The organism is Pedobacter sp. AC163 (assembly GCF_979258665.1).
Map to the genome: position 1 here is coordinate 4,276,918 of NZ_OZ409872.1, position 24,012 is coordinate 4,300,929.

Genomic DNA, 24,012 nt, shown 5'->3' on the forward strand with positions numbered 1-24,012 from the left:
GATTCGATAAAGATATGGAAAATATAGTATTTGCAAATAAACGGACAAGTATTTACACGGGTATGAGGTAAGTATAGAATGCTTGCGATTATTGTCAAAATGTAACTTTATTTCTACTGTCTAGCCGTAGATAATAAGCTTGAAGCGACTAGAACTATGAACTCATGCTGATCCGGAATACTGCGAATATTTACAAGTTAATTGCCTTAACAGTTGATTTTTTACAAGTGTTTTTACCTTCAATTTTAATCGGTTGAAATAATCTTCAATCGTTTGAAATTGTTCTCAGAGCGGTTTAAGCAATGTTTTTAGATTTCTTGAAATAAATTTTTTCTTTTTCATTGTACTTTTAATTCATAACTAACCAAATACATAAAAACGCCAAAACTCATTAACACTTCTTTCGCCAAAAAAGACAGCTAGATTTTTAAGCCGGAATTTTAATTTTTTACTGTAGAAAATGCGGTATGCTATAACAGCGATTTTGCCTGTGTGAAATTGTTATGCCCATCGTAATCTGCAGCATTTAATGCATAACTAACCAAAATAGATAATTATGAGAAAACCCTTTACCCATCACCATCATCGGACCTACCTCACCCGTACTTTAACAGTTTTACTTCTTGTATTGATAGGGATCTGCATTACAGGTCTACAATCAGCCTATGCGCAGATTAAAATATCAGGTACAGTATCTGATAAAACTGCCGGATTGCCAGGTGTAAGCGTTCAAGTAAAAAATACAAATACTGCAGCCAGCACAGATCCAAACGGCAAGTACACCATAACGGTGCCCAATGCACAGGCAATATTGGTATTCAGTTATGTGGGCTACGGTCAAAAGGAAATTCCTGTTGGCAATAAAACCGTTGTTAACGTAACGCTTGCTGAAAATGTAGGTGAGCTTGACGAAGTTGTAGTCACTGGCTATGGCGGAACTTCCAGAAAGAAAGACCTGGCTTCTTCAACTTCTACCATTACGGCTAAGGAGATCGAAGAAAGGCAGCCACTAAATTTGTTCGATGCCTTGCAAGGCCAGGCCGCCGGAGTGCTGGTAGTTAATGATAACGGAGAACCAGGGGCTGAAGGTTCCATTACCATTCGTGGTCCTTCTACCTTTTCATCTGAAGGCCAGGGTACAGCGCCTCTATATGTAATAGATGGTGTGATTACGCCCAATGCAGCAGCCATCAATCCTAATGATATCCAAAATATTGAAGTACTTAAGGATGCAGCTTCTGCTTCCATTTATGGTTCGAGGGCAGCAAACGGAGTAATTTTGATTACGACTAAAAGAGGCTTGGAAGGGAGTCCACGAATAGATCTGCAGTATGTATTTACAATGGGCCGCATCGCTCATGAGATACAGCAGTCAAATTCTGCTGATATTCGGTATTATCGTCAATTGCAAGGTCAGTTAGCTGTTTTAACAGATTCCTTGAATCCTGGCTTAAATTCTGCAAATGATCTGCAGAAATTATTATTGGGTAACCTGGCCAAAAAGCACGATGTCCGCCTGTCATTAAGCGGCGGGTCAAAAGGGCTTACTTATTCTACCAGCTTAAATTATCTCGACGATCAGGGGATTGCTTTAAATACATACAACAAAAGAATCCAGTCTAGAACGAATGTGGAATATCAGGCATCGAAAAAACTTAAAATTTCGACCAATATTTCTTTTTACAGGCAGACTGGAAATTATGCCAACATAGGAAACTCCATTCGGCCTGTTTTCGACCGACCCTCGAGTTATCTGATTTATTATCCCAATGGTACGCTAACCAGTTTCATCAATAACAAGAGAAACCCTATTGCCAATGCTTTACTGGAAGTTAATACCCGGGAGGATTACAAGGCTCAATTTGTAAGTACGCTAAACTATGATATCCTTAAAAACCTAAGGTTTACCGCCGCCTTAAATACGCAGCTGGATAATGGGCAACGCGTATTCTTTTCGCCACGGTATGTAACCAATCAAAATGGAGATAACAACGCCGCAACCAATGCTACAAGTAAGCGCTTCTATTACGAAGGACAAGCTTATTTAAACTATAACAAAAGCATTAAGGATCATAATTTCGCAGCAACTCTGGGTGTATCAAGAGACCGGGTTCGGTTTGATGATATTACTTTAAGCGGTACTAATTTCGTACTGGAAAATGTAAACACAATCACTGGCTCAAACATCTCGGTGTTGAGTGCCCAACGGGTTTCTGCTTCAGCGGTTTCCACTGGTTCTTATTTTGCAAGAGCGAATTATAATTACAAAAGCCGGTACATTCTTCAGGGGGTATATCGCAATGATGCTTCATCAAGATTTGGGGTCGATAACAGGGCAGGGAATTTCCTTGCCGGTTCGGCAGCATGGAGATTTAGTGATGAAAAAATATTCTCTTCGCTGAAAAAGATTTTATACGACGGTAAGTTAAGATTCAGTTATGGCAGCTTGGGTAACGATGCAATTAGTCCTTATGAATCTATTCCAAGAGTAGAAATCGGAGGGAACAGTTACAACGGCGTGAGCGGAATTTCGACAACACCAACCTTTAGTAACACAGCACTAAAATGGGAAACAACGATTACCAAAAACTTGGGTCTTGATTTAAGTTTTTTAAAAGGCAGGCTCTCATTAACTGTTGATGCATACCTCAGAGATACAAAAGACCTGTTGTACGACAGGCAAATGCCAAAAGAAACTGGTTATAATACCATCAAAGTAAACGTGGGCAATATTCAGAATAAAGGCCTTGAGTTTGCTGTTTCTGGGTCTCCTGTAGCTTCGAAAAACTTCAATTGGACGGTGAACGCCAACGTTTCAATAGAACGTGGCCGTATTAAATCACTTTACAACGGCGAACAATTTATAGCTGTAGGTTTGGGCGGAGTAAGTGGCGGTAACGCAAATTATCTGGTGAGAGAAGGTGGTAAAATTGGTGATTTTTACGGGTGGAAAAATCTTGGGGTATATGAATATGACGCTTCGAATGCCTACACACCTGATGGACGAAGATTAACTCCCGTTGGGATAACCGTTAAATATCCTGTTCGCGGTACAGCGGCAGATCCTGTAGCATCGACCGCAAGTTATTACGAGCTCGACGGGCAGCGCTATGCAGGTACAATTGTGCAGAAAAAAAACAGTGATGGAGCAGTACTGCTTGGAGGAGATACCGAATGGGAAGATACCAATAATGATGGCTTTATCAATGAGGGCGATCGGCATGTGATTGGGAATGCGCAACCAGATTTTTACCTGGGTTTTGTAAATAACTTTACCTACAAAAACCTGTCTCTTTCCTTCATCATCAACGCTACAATTGGTGGCCAGGTGTATAACCAGTTTAAACAAAATCTAACCAATTTTGCAAATAATGGCAATCCATCTTTACCAGAGGCGATTTATGGTGCCTGGACCAAACAGGGAGATCAATCCACTTATCCTTATTATCTAGATAAAAATATCAGGGGAAGCCAGCGATCTGGAGGAAACAGTTACTTTTTAGAAGACGCCAGTTTCATCAGGTTGTCTAACGCCAGATTTACCTACAGGCTTGATTCAAAAATTGCTAAAAAACTATTTACAAGAAGCCTTTCGGCATATGTTTACGGTGTTAATTTGCTTACCTACACCAATTATACGGGTTATGATCCTGAATTTTCCGCATCCTCAGGTTTGACTCCCGGAGATGACACAGGCAAATATCCTAAGAGAAGAGAGTTGGGTTTTGGTATTAACATCGGATTTTAATTTTATACAATGAAAAAGATATTTACAATAACATTCTTAAGCTTATTAATGGCTTTTGGAGGATGTAAAAAAGCAATAGATGAGCAGCCAATTTCGGAGGGCACTTTGAGTACGTTCCTGAGAAGTTCACTCGAAGCAGATGCAGCTTTGGCGGGTATGTACGGCGAGTTTCAACAAACAATGATGGGCGACGGACAATATCAAAACCGCCAGATGTGGTGGGGAGAATCCAGATCGGATAACTGGGAAAGGCGTGATACCTATAGCGTAAACTCTACAGATGAAATTCACTTAAACGGACTCACGGCATTGAATACCTGGGCTGACTGGACTTTTTTATACAGTACCATTTCCAGAGCCAATTTATTAATCAAAAAGATTCCCGAAGTTAAAAATTATGCACCCATTGGTACCATTGGCGCTTTAACACAGGCCAAAGAAGCCAGTTATATGGCACAATCTTATGCCATGAGGGCACTTTGTTATTTCTGGATTGCCCGGGTTTGGGGCGATGCGCCATTACGTTTGGAGCCTTATGAAAAACTGGGCGACCAGGCCGAACAAGCTAAAGATCCGCAGGCAAAAATACTTGATCAATGTATTAAAGATTTAACAACTGCATACGACCTTACCCTTAAAAATCAAACCCCGGTTACCTGGTATTTGGGCGAAGGTGCAATATGTTCCATTATGGCCGACTTATACATGTGGAGAAAAGACTATGCCAATGCCAATATCTGGTTTAAACGTTTGTTCGCAGCTAAAGCGCCGACGGGCAAAGTTTATAATGCATCGGGTATCGGAGCGGATGGTTCTGGTGGGGCCTTAACTGATCTTCAGCCAGGAACTACATGGAACACACAATTCGTAAATCCTGCCACCAGCGTGGAAACGATCTTTTATATCAACTGGGATTTTCTTGCAAATGGATGCGCCTGTATGGCCGGAACATCAAGAACCGATAATGAGCCTTTCATCAGGATGGCCGACCCCTTGTGGACCGATTGGCCTCGTAAGTCAGTTCAACTCTATGGCACAGTTTCGGCCACGACAGATTTACGGGTAAAACAAACATACAATATTACTTCAGCAACAAACCAGCCGATCAGGGATAGGAGTGTTTGGAAGCTATACGCCGGAAATTATGTGGCCCCAACAGCAACAGCCGGATACAATTTTACCCCAACAATTTACAACAGCAGTTTACCAGGTACCAGGGAAACCAATGTTTATGCACCAATGTACCGCTTGAGCGGAATGTATCTTCTTTATGCTGAATCGCTTAATAAAATCGGTGATAGAGCAAATGCAGTAAAATACTTGAATTTAATAAAAGCCAGAGCTGGGGTACCACAGGTGGTGGCTACCTCTTTTACGGAGAGTACGCTCGAGATGGAAATTTTGCAGGAAAGACAGTATGAACTTTTTGGCGAAGGGGTACGTTGGTTTGATCTGGTTAGAACAGATCGTGTTAAAGAAGTAATGGATCCTATTTTAATTGCCCGCCAAAGCTCAAGAGGCAATCCGGCAGTAGGTTGGGGTAGCGATAAAAGAAGATATTACTGGCCATTGGCAACAAGGGTGCTGTATTCAAATAGTTTACTGGTTCAAAGCCAACCTTATTAATTAGAGAATTGAAAATGAAAAAGATAAATTTATTATTAATCGGTTTCTTAACCGTGGCCACCATCATTTCAGGATGTTCGATGTTTGGCTTGGATAAACAAGTAGATTATGAGTTTCAAAAAAATATACTTGATGCGCATATCAATAAATCGGCGAAACAATATTTGTTAGATCGGGGTAAAAATCCGATTGTACCCAACGATACCATTTTTAAGTGGATGCAACTTGGTTTGGAGTACGCAAGTATTGATCTGGCCGAATACGAAAAACCGGGCCGTACCTTTGTTTTCCTAAAAAACGAAGCCATCCGCGTGTTGCCTACACGCACAACAAACGGAGTGGTAGTGACTACCAGTAATGTTCCAACTGCCGGCATGTGGTTTTCGTTTCCTTTAGTTAGTAAAAACACCGATGGCACTTTGAAATTAAAAACCGATGGTTCTGTAGATGGGGTTCCGGTTAAAAACTGGTCAGATTATCCCAAAGAAGATGTGAGAAATTTTTTCTTATCACTTATCGCACTCGAAAATTATGGGTTTGAAAACGGTACAACCACTAATTCTTCATTGCCTACACTTTTGCCATCTGGCACTAGTGCTACAGATAAGTCGCTGCTTGGATGGTACCTTGCCGGCACTACACCAAACTTAAATGTTTCCGGCGATCGGATACTCAACCGCGTAAATAGCTTAACACCAGGTCAGGTTTATGGTTTCGATCCGGAAAGCCGCCTGAATTTTAGAATCGTGAGCAGCGATTTTTCTCCATTAAGGTATAACGATGCTACAAATGCAGCCACTGCCGGTTTACTCGCCACCAATGGCCAAATCCATGTATTCGGGGCGCTTATCTATCCGTGGAGATATTAATATGAATTTAAATTTGATGCCTGTTAGCTCGGACAGGCATCAAATCTAAATCATCAGTTAACAAAATTATTAAATTCATTTAGTGCTAATGATCAGATCAATTATTTTTCTCTTTGCAACTGCATTCTTGTTTTCATCAACAGCAACGGGACAAGAAAAATTTAAACTCTTAATTAATGACGAATCAACCTTGCAAGTTTTGAAAGAACAATTCATTTCAAAATCAGGCAATGAACAAATCAGCCGTGCTGATCGTGCCCTGCTAAAAGGGCCGTATTCAGTTACCTTCAAAAAAACTAAAATTGCGCCTTCTGGCGATATTCACGATTATTTAAGTCAGGCACCTTATTGGTGGCCCGATCCATCAAAAGCTAACGGAGAGCCTTACATCAGAAAAGATGGACGTAGAAACCCGGAGATTTATAAACTCAATGATCGGGCACAAATTGGAGATTTGACTTCTACACTAAACGACCTGGCCATGGGTTATTATCTTTCTGGTGAAGAGAAATATGCTAAAAGAGCCAATGAGTTGTTAACCGTTTTTTTTGTTGATACCGCAACACGGATGAATCCCAGCCTTACCTTTGCACAGTATGTTCCAGGATTAAATGATGGCCGTGGAATTGGCATTATTGAAACCCGAGGCTTGATAGATATTCCAGAAGCCATTGCGCTGATGCAAGAGAGTAAATCTCTGAATCCGGAGACGGTAAGCGGCGTGAAGAAATGGTTCAGTGCTTATTTAAAGTGGTTAAGCGATAGTGCGAACGGCAAAAGCGAAAGGTTGGAGAAAAATAATCATGGTACCAATTATGATTTGCAGGTAATCGATTTTGCCTTGTTTTTGGATAACAAAGAATTGGCTGAAAGAACACTTACCTCCCTCACCATTCCCAGACTCGATGTGCAATTTGATACCGATGGTCGACAGCCTTTAGAAACTGCCCGGACTAACTCCTGGGATTATGTAAATATGAATCTTGATGCATGGATGAAGATAGCCAAGCTGGCTCAGCATGTTGGCGTAGACCTGTACCATACAAAAAACAAGAATAATGTTGGTTTGCAGAAAGCTGTAGAATGGCTCATCCCATATTTGGAAGAAAAGAAAAAATGGCCATATCAGCAGTTAAATAAGTTCAACAAAGATCAGGCATTGTCCATTGTTCAAAGAGCAGCAAAAGTATATCCTTCACTAAAATAATTACTAATGAACAACTAGCTTACAATCAACCAATATCTTCTGATAATCGTTTGTTTCAATATTTCTGTTTAAAAGCTGCAAAAGAAGTTTCATTGCATTTTCGCCTACAGATTCAGGATTTTCTTCAATAGAAGCAACCGGAGGCGAATTAAAATAGCTGATAAATGAGGTGTTGCCAAAACCGATGCATTCCAATTGTTGAAAGTTTGGATGGTTAACCGAACGAAGATATTTCATCGCATCAAACAAAATCGGCTCTTTAAAGGCCACGAGTGCAGTGGGTATTTTATCTTCAGATGAAAACAAATTTTTGATTGCGGTAATGGTACTTTCTTTATCAAAATCAGTATAAGCCACTAGTTCTGCGGAAAAGGGAATGCCATGGTCTTTAAGCGCATGAATGTAACCATTAAACCTATCATGGGTAAAGCTGATCATTTTTGGTCCACCTAAATAGGCGATATTTTGATGCCCCCGCTCGATTAGAAATTTGGTAGCTTGATAGGCACCCTGAAAAGTATTGCACAATACTTTGTGGCAACTGAGGTTAAAACTAGGATTCCGGGTGTAGTAAACCACAGGGGTGCCCATTTTTTCAAACTCGTTAAAATGAGAGAAATCTTGAGTGTGCTTCGAAATGGCTACAATTAATCCATCAACACGGGTTTGCAGCAACATGTTTGCAGATTGGATTTCTTTTTCTAAACTATCGTGCGACTGGCTGATAATTACGTTATATCCGTGTTTTGAAGCAAATTGTTCCAGACCGTAAACACTTCTGGTAAAAAAGTGGTCAAGCAGATTTGGTAAAATAATACCAATAATTTTCGATCGTCCCTGTTTAAGGTTAATGGCCGATTTATTTGGCGTAAAGTGTAATTCAGTAGCCAGATCCTGAACACGCTTTTTAGTAAATTCGTTTATAGTAGGATAATTATTTAATGCCTTAGACACTGTTGATATTGACATCTTTAATTTTTCTGCCAAATATTTTAAGGTTACCGGGGTATTCTGCATATAACTTAATAATAGGGTACTACATAGTTAAGCAAAAATCAGCTATTATTTCAAACGTTTGAAATATAGTTTAAACCCATTTTAAGCGTTTATTGTTAATCAGGCTTGAGAATTTCTTATTTGCTTCCATAAATTAGATTTATTAAAGAAAACTAACCAAATAAACATGAAAAAAAATTACTCTACTCAGCATCAGCTGTCGCCTTGCTTTTCTTTGAAATGCAAGAGTTTCAACAAAAAAAAGAGCATCAAAATCTCTGGTATATGCCATTCCAGTCGTATCCATTCATTTTAAAAAGCAGATTATTTAGGCGCAATTAAATAGCCTAAAGCTCATGCAATCAAATTTATTCCATAAAAACTTATTAGGCTATTGCCATAGTAAGAGTGGCATTGGTATGCATTAGGTTTCACTAAACAGATTAATATCGATATAAATTATGAAGAGATTTTATTTTCTTTTGAGCGCTTTAGCAGCTAATATGATTAAGCCTTTCCCACAGGCAAAGATTATAGCTATTATTGCATTTACGCTACTTATTAATAGTACAGCTTTTGCTCAAAGCACTGTGACAGGGACAGTTAGAGATGAAAAAGGCATCACCATGCCTGGTGTAAGCGTTAAAGTAAAGGGATCTCAAATTGGTGCGGTTACAGATGAAAGCGGGAGATATACCATTAGAACGACTTCCCCAGGTGCTGTGCTGGTATTCGCATACATTGGTTTCGCAAGCAAAGAAGTCGCCGTAGCAGGGAAAACCACAATTAATGTGAGCCTTGCTGATGATTCGCAAGGCCTAAATGATGTTGTGGTAATAGGTTATGGAACGCAGAAAAAAGTAAACTTAACCGGTGCAGTAGCACAGGTTGATGGAAAACAACTTCAAGATCGTCCGGTGCCAAATGCAATTGCGGCATTACAAGGGATATCGCCAGGAGTTACCATTACCCGGGGTAGTGGTAAACCTGGTGCTGAAGGATTGGGGATTAGAATCAGGGGCTTTTCTTCTGCAAATACTACAGCAGCACTAACCTTGGTTGATGGTGTGGAAATGGATCTGGCCTTAATCAATCCTGATGATATCGAGAATATTTCGGTGTTAAAAGATGCTGCTGCCGCCTCAATTTACGGCGCACGTGCGGCCGGTGGTGTAATTCTGGTGACCACAAAAAAGGGTGCAAGTGGCAAAACACGCATCAACTTTAGTAATAACTACAGTTTAAACATTACCGCAAGGCAACCGCAAAGGCTTAACTCATGGGATGAACAAACTTTAATTGATGAGGCACGGTTAAATGCAACTGGCGCCAGAGAGTTCACTCCCGAGCAAATTGAGTGGCTTAAAAATCCTAATTTTAATTATCGCGAAAACCAAACCGCCGATCGCTGGGATTACTACGATAATACCAACTGGATTAAAGAAGGTATGGATAAGGTTAATGCCTCACAGAAATATAATTTATCAATTGGAGGAGGAAAGCAAGAGTTAAATTATCTATTGTCAGGCAGTTATTTTAAAAGAGACGGTGTCATGCGTTTCGGTCCTGATGACAACTCTGTTAAAACAATGCGCCTTTCTGTAAACTCGGAGATCAACAAATATTTATCTGTTGGAGCGATTTTAAGTTATGCCGGATCTCAGGTGAACGAAAACTCTTACAGTACTGGCAATATTATCGATTTGCTTTACCGTGTACGTACCAGACAATCGCTGTATGTGCCAAAAGAAGATGTAACAGGGAATATTTACAATGGCGATTTACAATTAAACCCTGTTGATATTGAAAAAAATGCAGGCTTTCAAAGAAGTGACTTCGATAACTTCGTTGGAAAAATAAATATCACGGCCAAAAATTTCGTTAAAGGCCTTACTGTAGATTTAAACGCCTCCCGTAATTACGGTTTCTATAATTATGAATCGAATAAAAGAACTTTAAACTGGTATGGAAGAAGTACCAATACGGTTCGTAATACGCTCAATGCGTTAAATCAGCTTGATTTGACCAAAAATAAAAGCTATCAGGATAATTTAACCGGCCAAATTTCGTACGATTTACAGCTTAATAAACACAGCTTTAAAATTTTAGGGGGTGCTTCTTTTGAACAGTATAGAAAAGACGAATTTTCTGCCAGTGCAACTGGAATGGTAACGAACGATTTCTTTAGTTTAAATTTTGGTGATGCTGCAACTAAAACCAATAAAGACAAGGTTGAAACCTGGGCTTTTGGTTCTATTTTCGGCCGATTCAACTACAATTACGATGAAAAATATTTATTTGAAGCCGTAGTTCGTTACGATGGAAGCTCTAGGTTGGCGCCTGAAAATCGTTTCCAAGTCTTCCCGGCATTTTCAGCTGGATGGAGAATCAGCGAAGAACAATTCTTTAAAGACAATGTGCCTTTTGTAAGCAATTTAAAACTTAGAGGCTCCTGGGGACAGGTTGGTAATGGTGCGGTGTTAGGTTTCTACGATTATTTTCCTTTGATCACCAGCGGCATCGGGATTGATAACCAGAACAGAGTAATCTTTAACGGTTTGAAAACCCAGTATCTCTATCAAAACCAATTGGCTTCGGCTAATAAAACCTGGGAAACCGTTCAGTCGAGCAATATCGGGATTGATGCCGGTCTTTTCAAAAACAAGCTAACCTTAACAGCAGATTATTATGTAAAATATAATAAAGATATGTTGGCCGATTTATTTCTGCCAAGTACCATCGGTGTAAATGTGCCAAAATTAAATGTGGGCGAACTTAAAAGCTGGGGTTGGGAGCTTGAATTAAAATGGAGAGATACCTTTAAAAATGGTGATTATAGAATAGGATTTAACGTTGCTGATAATCAAAACGAGGTAACTAAATATGATGGCCGAAACTCAGTAGCGAATGCCGGTGTGGTAGAAATTTTACAGGGCTATCCGCTAAATACCGTTTGGGGTTATAAAACTGATGGATACTTTCAAACACAAGCAGAAGCAGATGCTTATAAAGCAAGGGTGAGATATCCGTTCTTTGCCAATCCTGCTGCAGGTGATGTGAAATACCTGGATTTAGACGGGAACGGAGTGATTGATGCGGGTGGTGGTACGCCAACCAATTCAGGAGATTTGGTAAACCTTGGTACCACTAACGCCAGATACACTTTTGGCCTGGATTTGGGCGCATCCTGGAAAGGATTTGATATCACTGTATTTTTCCAGGGCGTTGCAAAAAGAGCTTTCTTGATCGATGAAAATACACTTTCTCCGATTTTAGGCACTGCGAATATGCCGTGGTCGATTCACCTGGATCGATGGTCGCCAGAAAACCCCAATGCGTTTTTTCCACGTATGTTTCAAACCAGTGCCCATAACTTCAGGCCATCAGATAAATGGGTGCAGAATGGAAATTATATCCGCTTGAAAAACCTAACACTAGGGTATAACTTCAAACCACAAAATAAAATTTTCCAAAACTTAAGGGTTTATGTAGCAGGGCAGGATTTGTTTGAGAAAACAGATGTGCTAAGTGTTTTCGATCCGGAAGTTGGAAATGATGTAAGTGCACAAGCATACCCTTTCTACCGTTCTGTATCGTTCGGATTAAATATTACCTTATAAAATGATTGATATGAAAACAACATATAAAGTATTTTTTGCAGCCATATTAATTGTGTCGACATTTAATGCATGCAATAAGCTAGATCGGTTACCAGAAACAGAATTGACTGATAATACCTTCTGGAACACCGAAAGTGATTTAATGAATGCCGCAAACCGGATGTACCAGCAATTGGCAGGATACACCATAGATAACCGGGCAGATGACAATGTTAACCAAGGTGGCCTTAACCAGGTGAGCAACGGAAACCGCGGCGTACCGGGCACGAGTGATGACTGGAGAGTACCTTACCAGCATATTTTTACGGCCAACAATATTTTAGAGAAAGGCACAAAAGCACAGGTTAGTGATGCCATTAAAAACCGTTATTTTGCCGAAGCCAGGTTTTTCAGAGCTTATGCTTATTTTAACCTTGTTCAAAAATATGGCAATGTGCCCTTAATTTTGAAAACACTTGGCGTTGATGCGCCAGAATTATCAATGCCAAGTACAGAACGTTTACTGGTTGTACAGGCGATGTATGATGATTTGGATTTCGCAGCAACCTGGTTGCCAACACGGGCCGCATTACCTGCATTACAATATGGCCGGGTGACCAAAAGCGCTGCCTGGGCCTTAAAAGCACGTATTGCTTTAAATGAAGGTACGCGTATGAAGTTCTTCGGAATTGCCGATTATCAAAAGCACCTTCAAATCGCAGTTGATGCCTCTACACAGGTAATGGGGCAGGGTCACCGTCTTTTTGCCAGCTATCAGGGCATGTTTACCCACGATGGTGAAGGAGCAGCCAATACTGAAAATGTTTTTGTAAAATTATACGGAGGTACATCGGCTATCGGTTTGGTGCATAACACTTCCCGTGATTTGGAAAACGGTAGAATTGCACCCACAAGAAACCTGATCCGCATGTTTTTATACAGAGATGGGTTGCCTGCTTTTAATACCGATAATTCTCCATCAGCATCCAGATCTCCATTGTTTGTTAATGAAGCAGCAGAAACATCATACAACACGATTTTGGATAATCGTGATCCGCGGATTACAACGTTAGTGTTCAGAAGTGGAGAACAAGCTTACCAGCGCCCATGGGTTCCAGGTACTTCCTTAGGCTCAAGATCGGCATTTGCCGCCAAAAAAGGGTTTAATGCTCAAGATTGGACCACCAATAATAATTCAACAGTGCACAAACCACTTATTCGCTACGCGGAAGTTTTATTAACCTACGCAGAAGCTAAATATGAGTTAAATGAAACCATTTCTGATGCTGATCTGGATTTATCTATTAACCTGATCAGAACTAGGGCTGGTTTAAATGTGCGCTTAACAAATGCTTTTGTTGCAGCAAACGGACTGAGTATGCGTGAAGAGATCAGAAGAGAAAGAACAGTCGAACTGTCATTAGAAGGTTTTAGATACGGAGATTTAATCAGGTGGAAAACCGCAGAAACCGTGTTGCCAAAAGCATTGCTCGGTGCCAAATACAATGCTGTTGAATGGGTAGGAACGCTTCCGGCAACCTTAGTTTTAAATGCCGATGGTGTTTTAGTAGTAGAAGCCGCCAACAACAGGGCATTTAATCCACTCAGAGATTATTTATATCCCGTTCCCTTACAGGAAATTAGTTTGAGTGGAAACAACATTAAGCAAAACCCAAACTGGAATTAAAAATATAATTATGAAATTATTACACATCAAGTTTTTGACAGCAATCTTGTTTAGCACTGCATTGTTTTCAAGTTGCGATAAATTAGAAACAGATCCTGTTGGCGTACCTGAACTAGAGAATTATTATTATGCAGGCTTTTTTTCTATCCCCTGGAACAATACCGCTACAGCATCTGTACTTAGAAACCAAACTGCTCTGATCAAATTTCCGGTGAAGTTCCATTCTTCCTACCTGCGTGATTATGATCCTGCCGCACAATATGCACTTGTTACCACCGGAATTACCAACCCTGCTGTTGTAGGGCAAGATTTTGAAGTAGTTGATAGAAGCGGAAACAAAATTACTTCGCCTAACGGAGTTTATTCTTTGGTATTTCCAAAGGCCGAAACTAAGATTGACACGCTTTATTTTAAGGTGCTGAATAATCAGGCACCTGGTACACGAAGAATTGAAATTAATCTGGTTACCAACACCACACAACAATATACGGTTGGTACTTTCACTCAGGCATTCAAGCGATTTATTGAAATCCGTTAGTACTTTAAACAATTTAGAAGCTTATAATAATACCTCCCATGCCGGTTTCGGCAGGGAGGTAAATTAAATTTAGCGCAGACAATTTAAAACCATTCCCTTTCTATTGAAATCAATCCGATCCTGTTTATGCTAAAATTAAAATTTCTTTATTTACTTGCCTCATTGCTCTTTTTTGCTTCCTTTTCCTCTGCTCAAATGGGTGGAAGAAAACTAATAAGCCTGAATGATCAATGGCAATTTCGTAAAGATGAAGGGCCAAATCAAAATATAAACATTCCCCATACCTGGAATGTGCAAGATGTACTGGATGATGAGCCCGGTTATTACAGGGGATTGGGAATTTACACTAGAAATTTAAAATTTGACGAATCGGCGAAAGGGAAACAGATTTTTTTAATCTTCAATGGTGTTGGCCAGGAAGCAGAAGTATTAGTCAATGGAAAATCGGCAGGTAAGCATATCGGTAGCTACAACAGATTTGTTGTAGCCATTACAGGTTTCTTAAATTTTAAAAACGATTTGTTGGAAGTACGGGTTACCAACCGCTTCAACGAAGATATTCCGCCCCTCACTGCTGATTTTACCTTTTTTGGAGGGGTTTACAGGAATGTTAATCTGCTGATGACCGATGCAATACATTTTTCGCAAAGCGAGAGCGGTAGTTCCGGCGTTTTCATTAATACGCCGCAGGTAACTACCAACTCTGCAACCGTTAAAGTAAATACTTATGTTAAAAATGATGCTGCAACAGATAAAAAGATAAGGGTTTTACAACAACTTTACGATAATGAGGGTAGACTTATTACCAAAGAAGTAGTAGAGGTCAATTTAAAAAAAGGCGAGAATAAATCTATTGTTCAAAACCTGAAATCTATTAAAGGCCCTCTTTTGTGGTCTCCAGAAAAGCCATATCGCTACCGTTTGGTTTCCCAGATTTTAGATGCAAAAACAAAAAAACCGATTGATCAGGTTTCGAACCCGATTGGCTTTCGGTGGTTCAAGTTTGATGCCAACGAAGGATTCTTTTTGAATGGTAAACCGCTTAAGTTGATTGGGGCAAGTCGTCATCAGGATTACGAAAACCTGGGAAATGCTGTTCCCGATGCACTTCAAATCAGGGATGTGGAGTTACTAAAAGAAATGGGCGGAAATTTTTTGCGGGTGGCCCATTATCCACAAGACCCAGTTATTTTGGAGGCCTGCGATCGGCTTGGAATTCTCGCCTCTGTAGAAATTCCGGTAGTAAATACCATTACCGAATCAGCAGCCTTTACCAAGAACTGTCTGGATATGCAGCGGGAAATGATCAGTCAGAATTTTAACCACCCTAGCGTAATCATCTGGGCTTATATGAACGAAATTCTATTGCGGCCAAAGTTTGCAGATGATAAGCCTCGACAGCAAATCTATTTCGATCACATCAGAGAACTGGCCGAAAAGCTGGATAGTTTAACGCGTAAGCTCGATCCATCACGATATACGCTACTGGTAAATCACGGCGCCTGGGATCTTTACAATAAAGTTGGCCTTACCAAAATACCTATGATTGTCGGCTGGAATTTATATTCAGGATGGTACTCGGGTGTGCCGGCAGATTTTGCTAAATTTCTCGACCGTCATCATAAAGAATTGCCAAACACGCCTTTCATGGTAACTGAATATGGCGCTGATGCAGATCCAAGAATCAGATCGACAGATCCTGTCAGGTTCGACAAAAGTGTGGAGTATGCCATAAAATTCAATCAGGTTTATCTCAATGCCATGTTAAGCAGACCCTTCGTGGCCGGTGGAATGGCCTGGAATCTGGCTGATTTCAATTCGGAAACCCGTGAAGAAACCATGCCGCATATCAATAACAAGGGTTTGTTAACCATTGGAAGAAAACCGAAAGACACCTACTTTCTTTATCAGGCTTATCTTTCAAAAAAGCCATATTTAACAATAACATCGGCTCATTGGAAAGACCGTACTGCCCTTGCTGATTCTGGTAAAGCAGTGAGTACGCAGAATGTACAAGTCGCTACCAATTTAAAATCAGCTGAATTATTTTTGAATGGAGTAAGCCTTGGGATCAAAGAAGCTGTAGATCATATTATAGATTGGAAAGTTCCATTTGTTAACGGCCTGAATCAGGCACGGGTAGTTTCAGGTAATCTGAGCGATCAGGCGGAAATCAACTTTCAATTGCAACCTTATTCTTTTACGGATAAAATTTCTTTCCAGCAGATGAATGTGCTGTTAGGTTCGAAAAGAATTTATCTTGATGATCAGGAACACCAGGTTTGGATGCCAGATCAGCCTTATAGAAAAGGATCATGGGGATATATCGGTGGAGAAGCTTTTAAAGGAACCAATAACAGAATAAGTTATGGCAGCGACAAAAATGTTCTGGATACTAACGATGATCCGGTTTATCAAACCCAACAGGTTGGTATCAAAGAATTTAAGTTCGATGTGCCAGATGGGGAGTATGAACTCACAATCCACTTTGCAGAATTATTAGGAGGAGCAACAAAAGAAGCTTTAGCTTACAACCTGGATAATAACCACAAAAAAGAAATTGAAGAATATAGAACTTTTAACGTGCTGATTAATGGCGATATGTTTATGCCGCATGTAAATTTAGCAACCGATTATGGTTATGCTACTGCAGTTAAAAAGAAAACACGAATTTCAGTTCAAGGAAATAAGGGTATTACCATTAGTTTCAATGCCATCACGGGTAAAGCGGTTTTAAATGCTATTCAACTCAGAAAAATTTATTAATTATAAAATGTATAAGTACTTAAAATATTCAGTTGTCGTTGCTTTACTTTTATCTAGTAACATTACTTGGGCGCAAAAGTCAGTTCGCCTAAACCAAAACTGGGAATTTCTGAAACAAGATTTGGGTGGAATCTGGGAAGCCGTTCGCCCCGTAGGGGTAGGGAATCCTGAATCTGTTCCACTTTGGCAAAAAGTGAACTTACCACATTGCGTTAATGCAACCGATGCGGTTGACCCGGATGTGAATTACTATCAGGGCCCGGCATGGTATCGTACGCAGCTTTTAGTAGAAAATCCATACAAAAATGGCAGAACCATTCTGCATTTTGAAGGCGCTGGACAAAAGACTGATGTGTACGTACACACTACAAAAGTGGCTTCACATGTAGGTGGCTATGATGAGTGGACCGCTGATATTACCGATGCGGTTGCGGCTTTCAAAAAAAGTGAGGCCTATCAAAAGCAGTTTAAAGGGAAAATTCCGGTTTCTATTCGCACTGATAATTCCAGAGATCTGGAGATGATTCCGTCCGATCTATCTGATTTTAATATTTATGGCGGCATTTACCGCTACCTAAATCTGGTTTACACGCCTGCACTTTCCGTTGATAAAATGTTTGTCAAGGCAGAAACTGATGCACAGGGAAAAGTAGCAAAGCTGAATGTAAAAGGCAGATTTTACAATCCAACAGGCTTATCGGATGCAACCGTTCAACTAAAATTAATAAATCCACTGGGTAAAGTTATCGCAAAACAGGATAAGAAGTTGAATAACTTGGGTAGCGACCTCGATCTGTGGACTTTCCAGTTTAACAAACCTCAACTCTGGACTGTTGATGATCCACTTCAATACACCCTTAGCTACGAAATCACTTCTTCTGCCGGAACTTATAAGGGTGAAGAAAAGGTGGGTTTCAGGCATATTAATTTTGTTGAAAAAGGGCCTTTTCAATTAAACGGAAGGCGCTTGTTATTACGCGGAACCCATCGCCACGAAGATCATGCTGGTGTAGCTGCGGCGATGACAGAGGATATGATTCGCACGGAAATGCAAATGATGAAGGATATGGGCGTTAACTTTATCCGTTTGGGCCACTACCAGCAATCTAAAATTGTGCTTAATCTTTGCGATAGTCTTGGCATTTTGGTTTGGGAAGAGATCCCGTGGTGCAGAGGCGGTTTGGGTGGTGATGTTTACAAGCAACAAGCCCGAACGATGTTGAAAAACATGATCGAACAGCACCACAATCATCCTTCTATAATGATCTGGGGTTTGGGAAATGAAAACGACTGGCCAGGCGATTTTCCGGAATTTGATAAGGAAAAGATCAGAACATTTATGAAGGAACTTAATAACATTTCTCATGAAATGGATGCTTCCAGATATACCGCAATCAGAAGGTGCGACTTCTGTGCCGACATTGTAGATGTGTATTCGCCTTCTATCTGGGCGGGCTGGTATCGTGGTGTTTACACGGATTACAAAAAAGCATCTGAAGATGAATTTGCCAAAGTCAAACGCTTTTTACATGTAGAATGGGGCGGCGATAGCCATGCAGGGCGCCATTCGGAAAACCCGGATAAAGCGCTGAGCAAAATCAAAACCGGAGGCAAAGCTGATGAAAGGGCTGGCGATGCCTCTTTGTATGGGGGCGGAGCCAGAATTTCCAAGGATGGAGATTGGAGTGAATCGTACATCACTAACCTGATTGATTGGCATCTAAAAGAACAGGAAAATATGCCATGGCTTAGCGGTACTGCGTATTGGCCGTTCAAAGATTTTTCTACACCTGTCCGTCCTGAAAACCCTGTACCCTACATGAATCAAAAAGGGGTAGTGGAAAGAGATTTCACTAAAAAAGAGTCATACTATGTTTTTCAGTCTTACTGGATCCAGAAACCAATGGCGCATATTTATGGACACAGCTGGCCTGTACGTTGGGGCGATGAGGGCGAAGAAAAAATGGTAAAAGTATATTCAAACTGTAATGAAGCCGAAATTTTCCTCAATGGCAGAAGTTTTGGAATCAAAAAACGCAATAGTCAGGATTTCCCTGCGGCCGGCCTGCGATGGAATCTTCCTTTTATCAAAGGAGAAAATACGGTAAAAGTGATCGCGAAAAAGGGTAACGTTATGGTAACAGATGAGATTAAATTCAATTATCAGACAGAAAAATGGAGTAAACCTGCAAAGATGACCCTTACAAAAATTAGTCAGCAAGATGATGTGGCTACATTGGAAGTAAAGCTGTTTGATAGTAATGGTGTGCAATGTCTGGATGCCATGAACTGGATTAATTTCGGCCTCACCGGCGATGGTAAATTACTTGATAACCTGGGCACATCTTCAGGCGCTAGAAAAGTGCAGGCCTATAACGGAAGAGCAACGATAAAAGTCAAATTAAATAAAGGGAAAAGTATCGCTTCTGTCGTTTCAGATGGCATTCCTACAGTTTTTCAAGAATTATAAATGATGAAGAAGATCTATTTTATATTACTAATCACCGTTTCTTATGTTATCGGAACGGCGTTTTCCGTGGCTGATCAGCATCTGGAAAATGGTGCTTCCGATCTGGCAAAACAAGCGGAACTATTACTTAAAAAACAAGTTTTAGCGGAATCTGCCTGGGCATTAACTCAGGCTCCGATAACCATCACAGCTTCATCTTCTCCCCGAAGTTCAGGTGGGAAACATGATTTCTTTTCAGAAGCCGATTATTGGTGGCCTGATCCCAAAAATCCTGATGGACCATACATCAGTAAAGATGGTCTAACCAATCCGGATAACTTTGTGGAGCACCGCAAAGTGATGATCAGATTCAGCAAAATTATTGGCGCTTTGGCATCAGCTTATAAAATTACAGGTGATGAGAAATATGTTAAACATGCCATCAAACATTTTCAAGCCTGGTTTATTGATAGCAATACGTTAATGAATCCGAACTTACTTTTTGCTCAGGCAGTGAAAGGTAGATTTACCGGCCGCAATTATGGTATTATCGATACTATCCACCTGATGGAAGTGGCCCAGGGTGCTTTGGTGATGCAAAAAGCAAAATCTTTCGATAAAGCAACTTTGTCGGGAGTCAAAAAATGGTTTGCAGATTATACCCTGTGGCTCAATACCTCTGTACCCGGAATCCAGGAAAAAACTGTCAAAAATAACCATGCTACATGTTGGGCCATGCAAGTGGCATCATTTGCAAAGCTATGTGGCGATGAAAATATGCTCGACTCTTTGCGGGTGAGATACAAAACTATCCTGCTGCCCAATCAAATGGGGAATGACGGAAGTTTTCCATTAGAAATTGCCAGAACTAAAGCCTATGGCTATTCCATTTTTAATCTGGATGCCATGACGATGATTTGTCAGATTTTATCAACGCCGAAAGACAATCTTTTTAACTTTGAAACGGCTGATGGAAAATCAATCAAAAAAGGTATTGAATATTTTTATCCGTTTATTGTAGATAAAAGCAAATGGCCTTTAAAACCCGATGTAATGTACTGGGAAAATTGGCCGGTTGCACAACCATTTTTGTTGGTTGGTGCGGTTCAGTACAATCAATCATCGTGGTATTCAGCATGGAAAAAATTAGATCACAAACCGCAGGTAGAAGAGGTCATCCGAAACCTGCCTATCCGCAATCCTTTAATTTGGTTATAGTATGAAAATTAAGATGATGTTATTATGTGCTTTGTCATTCAATTTGGCAAAAGCTCAGAAAGTTAATGTGAAGCAGGCTTTCGCCTCTGCTGCAAAACAAACCGATATATTAATTAAAAATGTTGATTCAGCCCGCCTGATAAAACCAAACCTGGTTTCACCACGAACAGTGGAGAAAGGGCAATTTAAAATGGTGGTTTCCAGAGATTGGACAAGTGGATTTTTTCCCGCTGAATTGTGGTATTTCTATCAGTATACGAAAGATAAAAAGTGGTTAAATTTGGCTAGAAAATATACGGAGGATATCAAAAAAGAGCAATATAACCGAGGAACACATGATCTAGGATTTATGATTTATGGTCCCTTTGGAAATGGGTACCGCTTAACTGGCGATACTGCCTATAAAGCGGTAATCATTCAGGCTGCAAAATCTCTTTCCACCCGTTTTAACAAAACTGCCGGAGTGCTAAAATCATGGGATCACAATGGCGACAAGTGGAAATATCCAGTAATTATCGACAACATGATGAACCTGGAACTGCTTTTTGAAGCCACGAAAATGACCGGCGATTCATCATTTTACAAAATTGCTGTATCTCATGCGGATCATACCATTAAAAATCATTTCCGCCCCGATTTCAGTTCTTATCACGTAATTGATTATGATACACTTAAAAGCGGAAACATTCTTCAAAAGTTGACTGCACAAGGTTACGCCAATGAGTCTGCCTGGGCTCGTGGACAAGCTTGGGCGCTATATGGATACACACTTTGCTTTAGAGAAACCAAAAATAAGGCTTATCTGGCTCAGGCGGATGGAATCGCTGGTTTTATCCTCAATAGCAAAGTTACCCCAGCTGATGGCATTCCTTATTGGGATTACAATGATCCGAATATTCCAAATGTTTCGAGAGATGCTTCTGCGGCAGCTATAACGGCTTCTGCGCTGTACGAATTGGCGAAATACAGTGGAAATGCAAAAAAATATAAAGCTGCAGCAGATAAAATTCTATATTCGCTGAGTACAAAATATATCAGTAAAATTGGTGACAACTATGGTTTTATTTTGGAGCATAGTACCGGGCATCGACCAGCTAAATCAGAAATCGATGTGCCAATTAATTATGCTGACTATTATTATTTAGAGGCACTGCTTAGAAGTAAATAGGCTTGTCGTATTTCAACTAATTACATATATAAATATCCAATTTATCTGGTCCGAATGAGGCCAATGAAAATAAACGAATAAAGAATGGCAGAAAATATCGAGCATCTGTTTTCGCTCAAAAATAAAGTTGTGGTGGTAACCGGGGCAACCGGGGTTTTGGGCGAAGCATTTATAAACGGAATTGCCTCCGCAGGAGCAACCATTGCAATCATCGGCAGAAATGAGGAAGTTGCCCGTTTAAGGGCAGAAACGGTTACAAATGCCGGTGGCAAAGCAATTTACATCCTTGCCGATGTACTTAATGAGCAGAACCTGATCGATGCGAATGCAGAGATTATCAGCACCTTTGGTCGTATAGATGCGTTGGTAAATGGTGCAGGCGGTAATATTGCAGAAGCCGTAGTCCAGCCCGGCAGCGATGTCTTTAATTTGAACATCTCAGCTTTGAAACAGGCCTTCGATCTGAATCTTTTCGGAACACTGGTACCCACACAAATCTTTGGTAGAGAAATAGCAAAGAACGGCGGAAGCATCGTGAATATTTCATCTGTTTCAGCAACACAGGCGGTAACCAGGGTTTTGGGTTATTCACTGGCAAAATCATCGATAGACAGTTATACCAAATGGATGGCCGTAGAGTTGGCCAATCGTTATGGCGACAAGGTCAGGATGAACGCCATTGTTCCGGGCTTTTTTATTACCAAGCAGAACAGAACACTTTTAACCAATGAAGATGGTTCGTTAACGGCCAGAGGTAATGCGATTCTTTCAAAAACACCTTTCAAAAGGTTTGGTGCGCCCGAGGAACTGATCGGGGCATTGATTTATCTTTTAAGTGATGCCTCAAAATTTGTAAATGGGGAAAACATAACCGTTGATGGTGGTTTTGGTGCTTTTTCGGGAGTTTAAATTATGGAAATGAAATATAAAAAACTGGAACAAACCTGGCGCTGGTATGGTCCGAATGACCCGGTAAGTCTGCAGGATGTCAAACAGGCCGGTGCCACCGGAATTGTAACTGCTTTGCACCACATTCCACATGGCGAGGTTTGGCCGTTGGAAGATATCAGGGAACGCAAAGCGATTATTGAAGCTGCAGGTTTAACCTGGTCGGTAGTGGAAAGCGTACCTGTTCACGAGGCGATAAAAACCCGCAGACATGATGCGGAACACTACCTGGAAAATTACCGGATTTCATTGCGCAACCTTTCGCAGTGCGGCATCAAAACGGTATGCTATAATTTTATGCCTGTTCTGGACTGGACACGTACCCAGCTCGATCTGGAAATGGCCGACGGATCAAAGGCCCTTTATTTCGACTGGATCGATCTGGCCATCTTTGATCTGCATATCTTGAAGAGAGAAAATGCGGAGGCTGATTACAATTCATCCATCCTGAAAAGAGCAAACGAAAAATTCGCCACGTTGAACGAAGCGGAACTGCAGGATCTGCGCATCAATGTGCTGATGGGCATTCCCAACGAAAAAGAAATTGAGCTGGAAACCCTGAGAGCCAGCATAAACGAATACGCGGCAATCGGTACGCAGGGACTGAAAGAAAACCTGAAATTTTTCCTTAACGCCATTGCCGGAGTTTGTACCGAAGAAGGGATAAAGATGACGATCCATCCTGATGACCCGCCTTATCCAATTTTAGGTCTGCCACGGATAGCGAGTACGCTGGAAGATTTTGAATATATCATCAACGAGGTAAATCAGGCTTTTAACGGCGTTTGTTTTTGTACCGGATCTTTGGGTGCGGGAATGAAAAACGACACCTTGGCGATTTTTAACGCAGTTAAAGAGCGGGTTTATTTTGCGCATCTGCGCAACGTTAAAAAAGATGATGACGGCAGTTTTTACGAAGCTGACCATTTGGGCGGCGATGTAAACATGTTCGAGATAATGAAGGCATTGACGGAAGAAAATGCCAAAAGGGAACAACCTATTCCTTTCCGTCCGGATCATGGGCACCAGATGCTGGATGATCTTGCAAAGCAGACCAACCCAGGTTATTCGGCCATTGGGCGTTTACGCGGACTTGCAGAACTGAGAGGTTTGGAAGTAGGAGTAACCGGAAATTATTAGTAGCAGTTAATGAATTTGGAACGCATTTTAACAAGAGAATTTACACGAAGATT

General features: G+C 40.7%; 14 protein-coding genes. 13 read left to right on the forward strand and 1 reads right to left on the reverse strand.

The window, feature by feature from the left end:
* The first annotated feature begins 556 nt into the window (after nucleotides 1-556).
* The 4 genes from ACZZZK_RS18415 to ACZZZK_RS18430 all read left to right on the forward strand — a co-directional run bounded on the left by ACZZZK_RS18415 (nucleotide 557) and on the right by ACZZZK_RS18430 (nucleotide 7,450).
* Nucleotides 557-3,748 carry a SusC/RagA family TonB-linked outer membrane protein gene (locus ACZZZK_RS18415; RefSeq protein WP_463485400.1) on the forward strand — a complete coding sequence of 1,064 codons (3,192 nt, stop codon included), beginning with the start codon at nucleotides 557-559 and terminating at the stop codon, nucleotides 3,746-3,748.
* Nucleotides 3,749-3,757: 9 nt separating this feature from the next.
* On the forward strand, nucleotides 3,758-5,374 hold the full coding sequence (locus tag ACZZZK_RS18420) for a RagB/SusD family nutrient uptake outer membrane protein (RefSeq protein WP_463485401.1): 1,617 nt from the start codon (nucleotides 3,758-3,760) through the stop codon (nucleotides 5,372-5,374).
* 14 nt (nucleotides 5,375-5,388) lie between these two features.
* The gene (locus ACZZZK_RS18425) at nucleotides 5,389-6,243 is read left to right on the forward strand and encodes a hypothetical protein (protein WP_463485402.1); all 855 of its coding nucleotides are present in this window, start codon (nucleotides 5,389-5,391) and stop codon (nucleotides 6,241-6,243) included.
* Nucleotides 6,244-6,331: 88 nt separating this feature from the next.
* Complete coding sequence (locus tag ACZZZK_RS18430; protein ID WP_463485403.1) at nucleotides 6,332-7,450, forward strand: alginate lyase family protein; 1,119 nt, start codon at nucleotides 6,332-6,334, stop codon at nucleotides 7,448-7,450.
* A 3-nt stretch (nucleotides 7,451-7,453) separates the two neighbouring features.
* On the opposite strand, the gene ACZZZK_RS18435 is transcribed toward ACZZZK_RS18430, so the two are convergent.
* A complete protein-coding gene (locus tag ACZZZK_RS18435; protein ID WP_056848753.1) occupies nucleotides 7,454-8,467 on the reverse strand; it encodes a LacI family DNA-binding transcriptional regulator in 1,014 nt (337 codons plus the stop codon).
* A gap of 440 nt (nucleotides 8,468-8,907) precedes the next feature.
* On the opposite strand from ACZZZK_RS18435, the gene ACZZZK_RS18440 reads away from it, so the two are divergent.
* The 9 genes from ACZZZK_RS18440 to uxuA all read left to right on the forward strand — a co-directional run bounded on the left by ACZZZK_RS18440 (nucleotide 8,908) and on the right by uxuA (nucleotide 23,959).
* The gene (locus ACZZZK_RS18440) at nucleotides 8,908-12,066 is read left to right on the forward strand and encodes a SusC/RagA family TonB-linked outer membrane protein (protein WP_463485404.1); all 3,159 of its coding nucleotides are present in this window, start codon (nucleotides 8,908-8,910) and stop codon (nucleotides 12,064-12,066) included.
* 10 nt (nucleotides 12,067-12,076) lie between these two features.
* A complete protein-coding gene (locus tag ACZZZK_RS18445) occupies nucleotides 12,077-13,732 on the forward strand; it encodes a RagB/SusD family nutrient uptake outer membrane protein (RefSeq protein ID WP_463485405.1) in 1,656 nt (551 codons plus the stop codon).
* Nucleotides 13,733-13,742: 10 nt separating this feature from the next.
* Entirely contained in the window at nucleotides 13,743-14,270 is a 528-nt protein-coding gene (locus ACZZZK_RS18450) for a hypothetical protein (protein ID WP_463485406.1), read from the forward strand.
* A 126-nt stretch (nucleotides 14,271-14,396) separates the two neighbouring features.
* Nucleotides 14,397-17,036: a glycoside hydrolase family 2 TIM barrel-domain containing protein gene (locus tag ACZZZK_RS18455; RefSeq protein ID WP_463485407.1), complete on the forward strand. Its 2,640-nt coding sequence runs from the start codon at nucleotides 14,397-14,399 to the stop codon at nucleotides 17,034-17,036.
* Between the two features lie 7 nt (nucleotides 17,037-17,043).
* A complete protein-coding gene (locus tag ACZZZK_RS18460) occupies nucleotides 17,044-19,506 on the forward strand; it encodes a glycoside hydrolase family 2 TIM barrel-domain containing protein (RefSeq protein ID WP_463485408.1) in 2,463 nt (820 codons plus the stop codon).
* Entirely contained in the window at nucleotides 19,507-20,703 is a 1,197-nt protein-coding gene (locus ACZZZK_RS18465; RefSeq protein ID WP_463485409.1) for an alginate lyase family protein, read from the forward strand.
* 1 nt (nucleotide 20,704) lies between these two features.
* Nucleotides 20,705-21,871, forward strand: a complete 1,167-nt coding sequence (locus ACZZZK_RS18470; RefSeq protein WP_463485410.1) for a glycoside hydrolase family 88 protein — start codon at nucleotides 20,705-20,707, stop codon at nucleotides 21,869-21,871.
* 84 nt (nucleotides 21,872-21,955) lie between these two features.
* On the forward strand, nucleotides 21,956-22,780 hold the full coding sequence (locus tag ACZZZK_RS18475) for an SDR family oxidoreductase (protein WP_463485411.1): 825 nt from the start codon (nucleotides 21,956-21,958) through the stop codon (nucleotides 22,778-22,780).
* A 9-nt stretch (nucleotides 22,781-22,789) separates the two neighbouring features.
* A complete protein-coding gene (gene uxuA / locus ACZZZK_RS18480; RefSeq protein WP_265800099.1) occupies nucleotides 22,790-23,959 on the forward strand; it encodes a mannonate dehydratase in 1,170 nt (389 codons plus the stop codon).
* Nucleotides 23,960-24,012: the final 53 nt, after the last annotated feature.

Bases quoted from the DNA above. Each gene is read 5' to 3' on its own strand.
- ACZZZK_RS18415 (WP_463485400.1), top strand. From the start codon at position 557: ATGAGAAAACCCTTTACCCATCACCATCATCGGACCTACCTCACCCGT.
- ACZZZK_RS18420 (WP_463485401.1), top strand. From the start codon at position 3,758: ATGAAAAAGATATTTACAATAACATTCTTAAGCTTATTAATGGCTTTT.
- ACZZZK_RS18425 (WP_463485402.1), top strand. From the start codon at position 5,389: ATGAAAAAGATAAATTTATTATTAATCGGTTTCTTAACCGTGGCCACC.
- ACZZZK_RS18430 (WP_463485403.1), top strand. From the start codon at position 6,332: ATGATCAGATCAATTATTTTTCTCTTTGCAACTGCATTCTTGTTTTCA.
- ACZZZK_RS18435 (WP_056848753.1), bottom strand. From the start codon at position 8,467: ATGCAGAATACCCCGGTAACCTTAAAATATTTGGCAGAAAAATTAAAG.
- ACZZZK_RS18440 (WP_463485404.1), top strand. From the start codon at position 8,908: ATGAAGAGATTTTATTTTCTTTTGAGCGCTTTAGCAGCTAATATGATT.
- ACZZZK_RS18445 (WP_463485405.1), top strand. From the start codon at position 12,077: ATGAAAACAACATATAAAGTATTTTTTGCAGCCATATTAATTGTGTCG.
- ACZZZK_RS18450 (WP_463485406.1), top strand. From the start codon at position 13,743: ATGAAATTATTACACATCAAGTTTTTGACAGCAATCTTGTTTAGCACT.
- ACZZZK_RS18455 (WP_463485407.1), top strand. From the start codon at position 14,397: ATGCTAAAATTAAAATTTCTTTATTTACTTGCCTCATTGCTCTTTTTT.
- ACZZZK_RS18460 (WP_463485408.1), top strand. From the start codon at position 17,044: ATGTATAAGTACTTAAAATATTCAGTTGTCGTTGCTTTACTTTTATCT.
- ACZZZK_RS18465 (WP_463485409.1), top strand. From the start codon at position 19,507: ATGATGAAGAAGATCTATTTTATATTACTAATCACCGTTTCTTATGTT.
- ACZZZK_RS18470 (WP_463485410.1), top strand. From the start codon at position 20,705: ATGAAAATTAAGATGATGTTATTATGTGCTTTGTCATTCAATTTGGCA.
- ACZZZK_RS18475 (WP_463485411.1), top strand. From the start codon at position 21,956: ATGGCAGAAAATATCGAGCATCTGTTTTCGCTCAAAAATAAAGTTGTG.
- uxuA (WP_265800099.1), top strand. From the start codon at position 22,790: ATGAAATATAAAAAACTGGAACAAACCTGGCGCTGGTATGGTCCGAAT.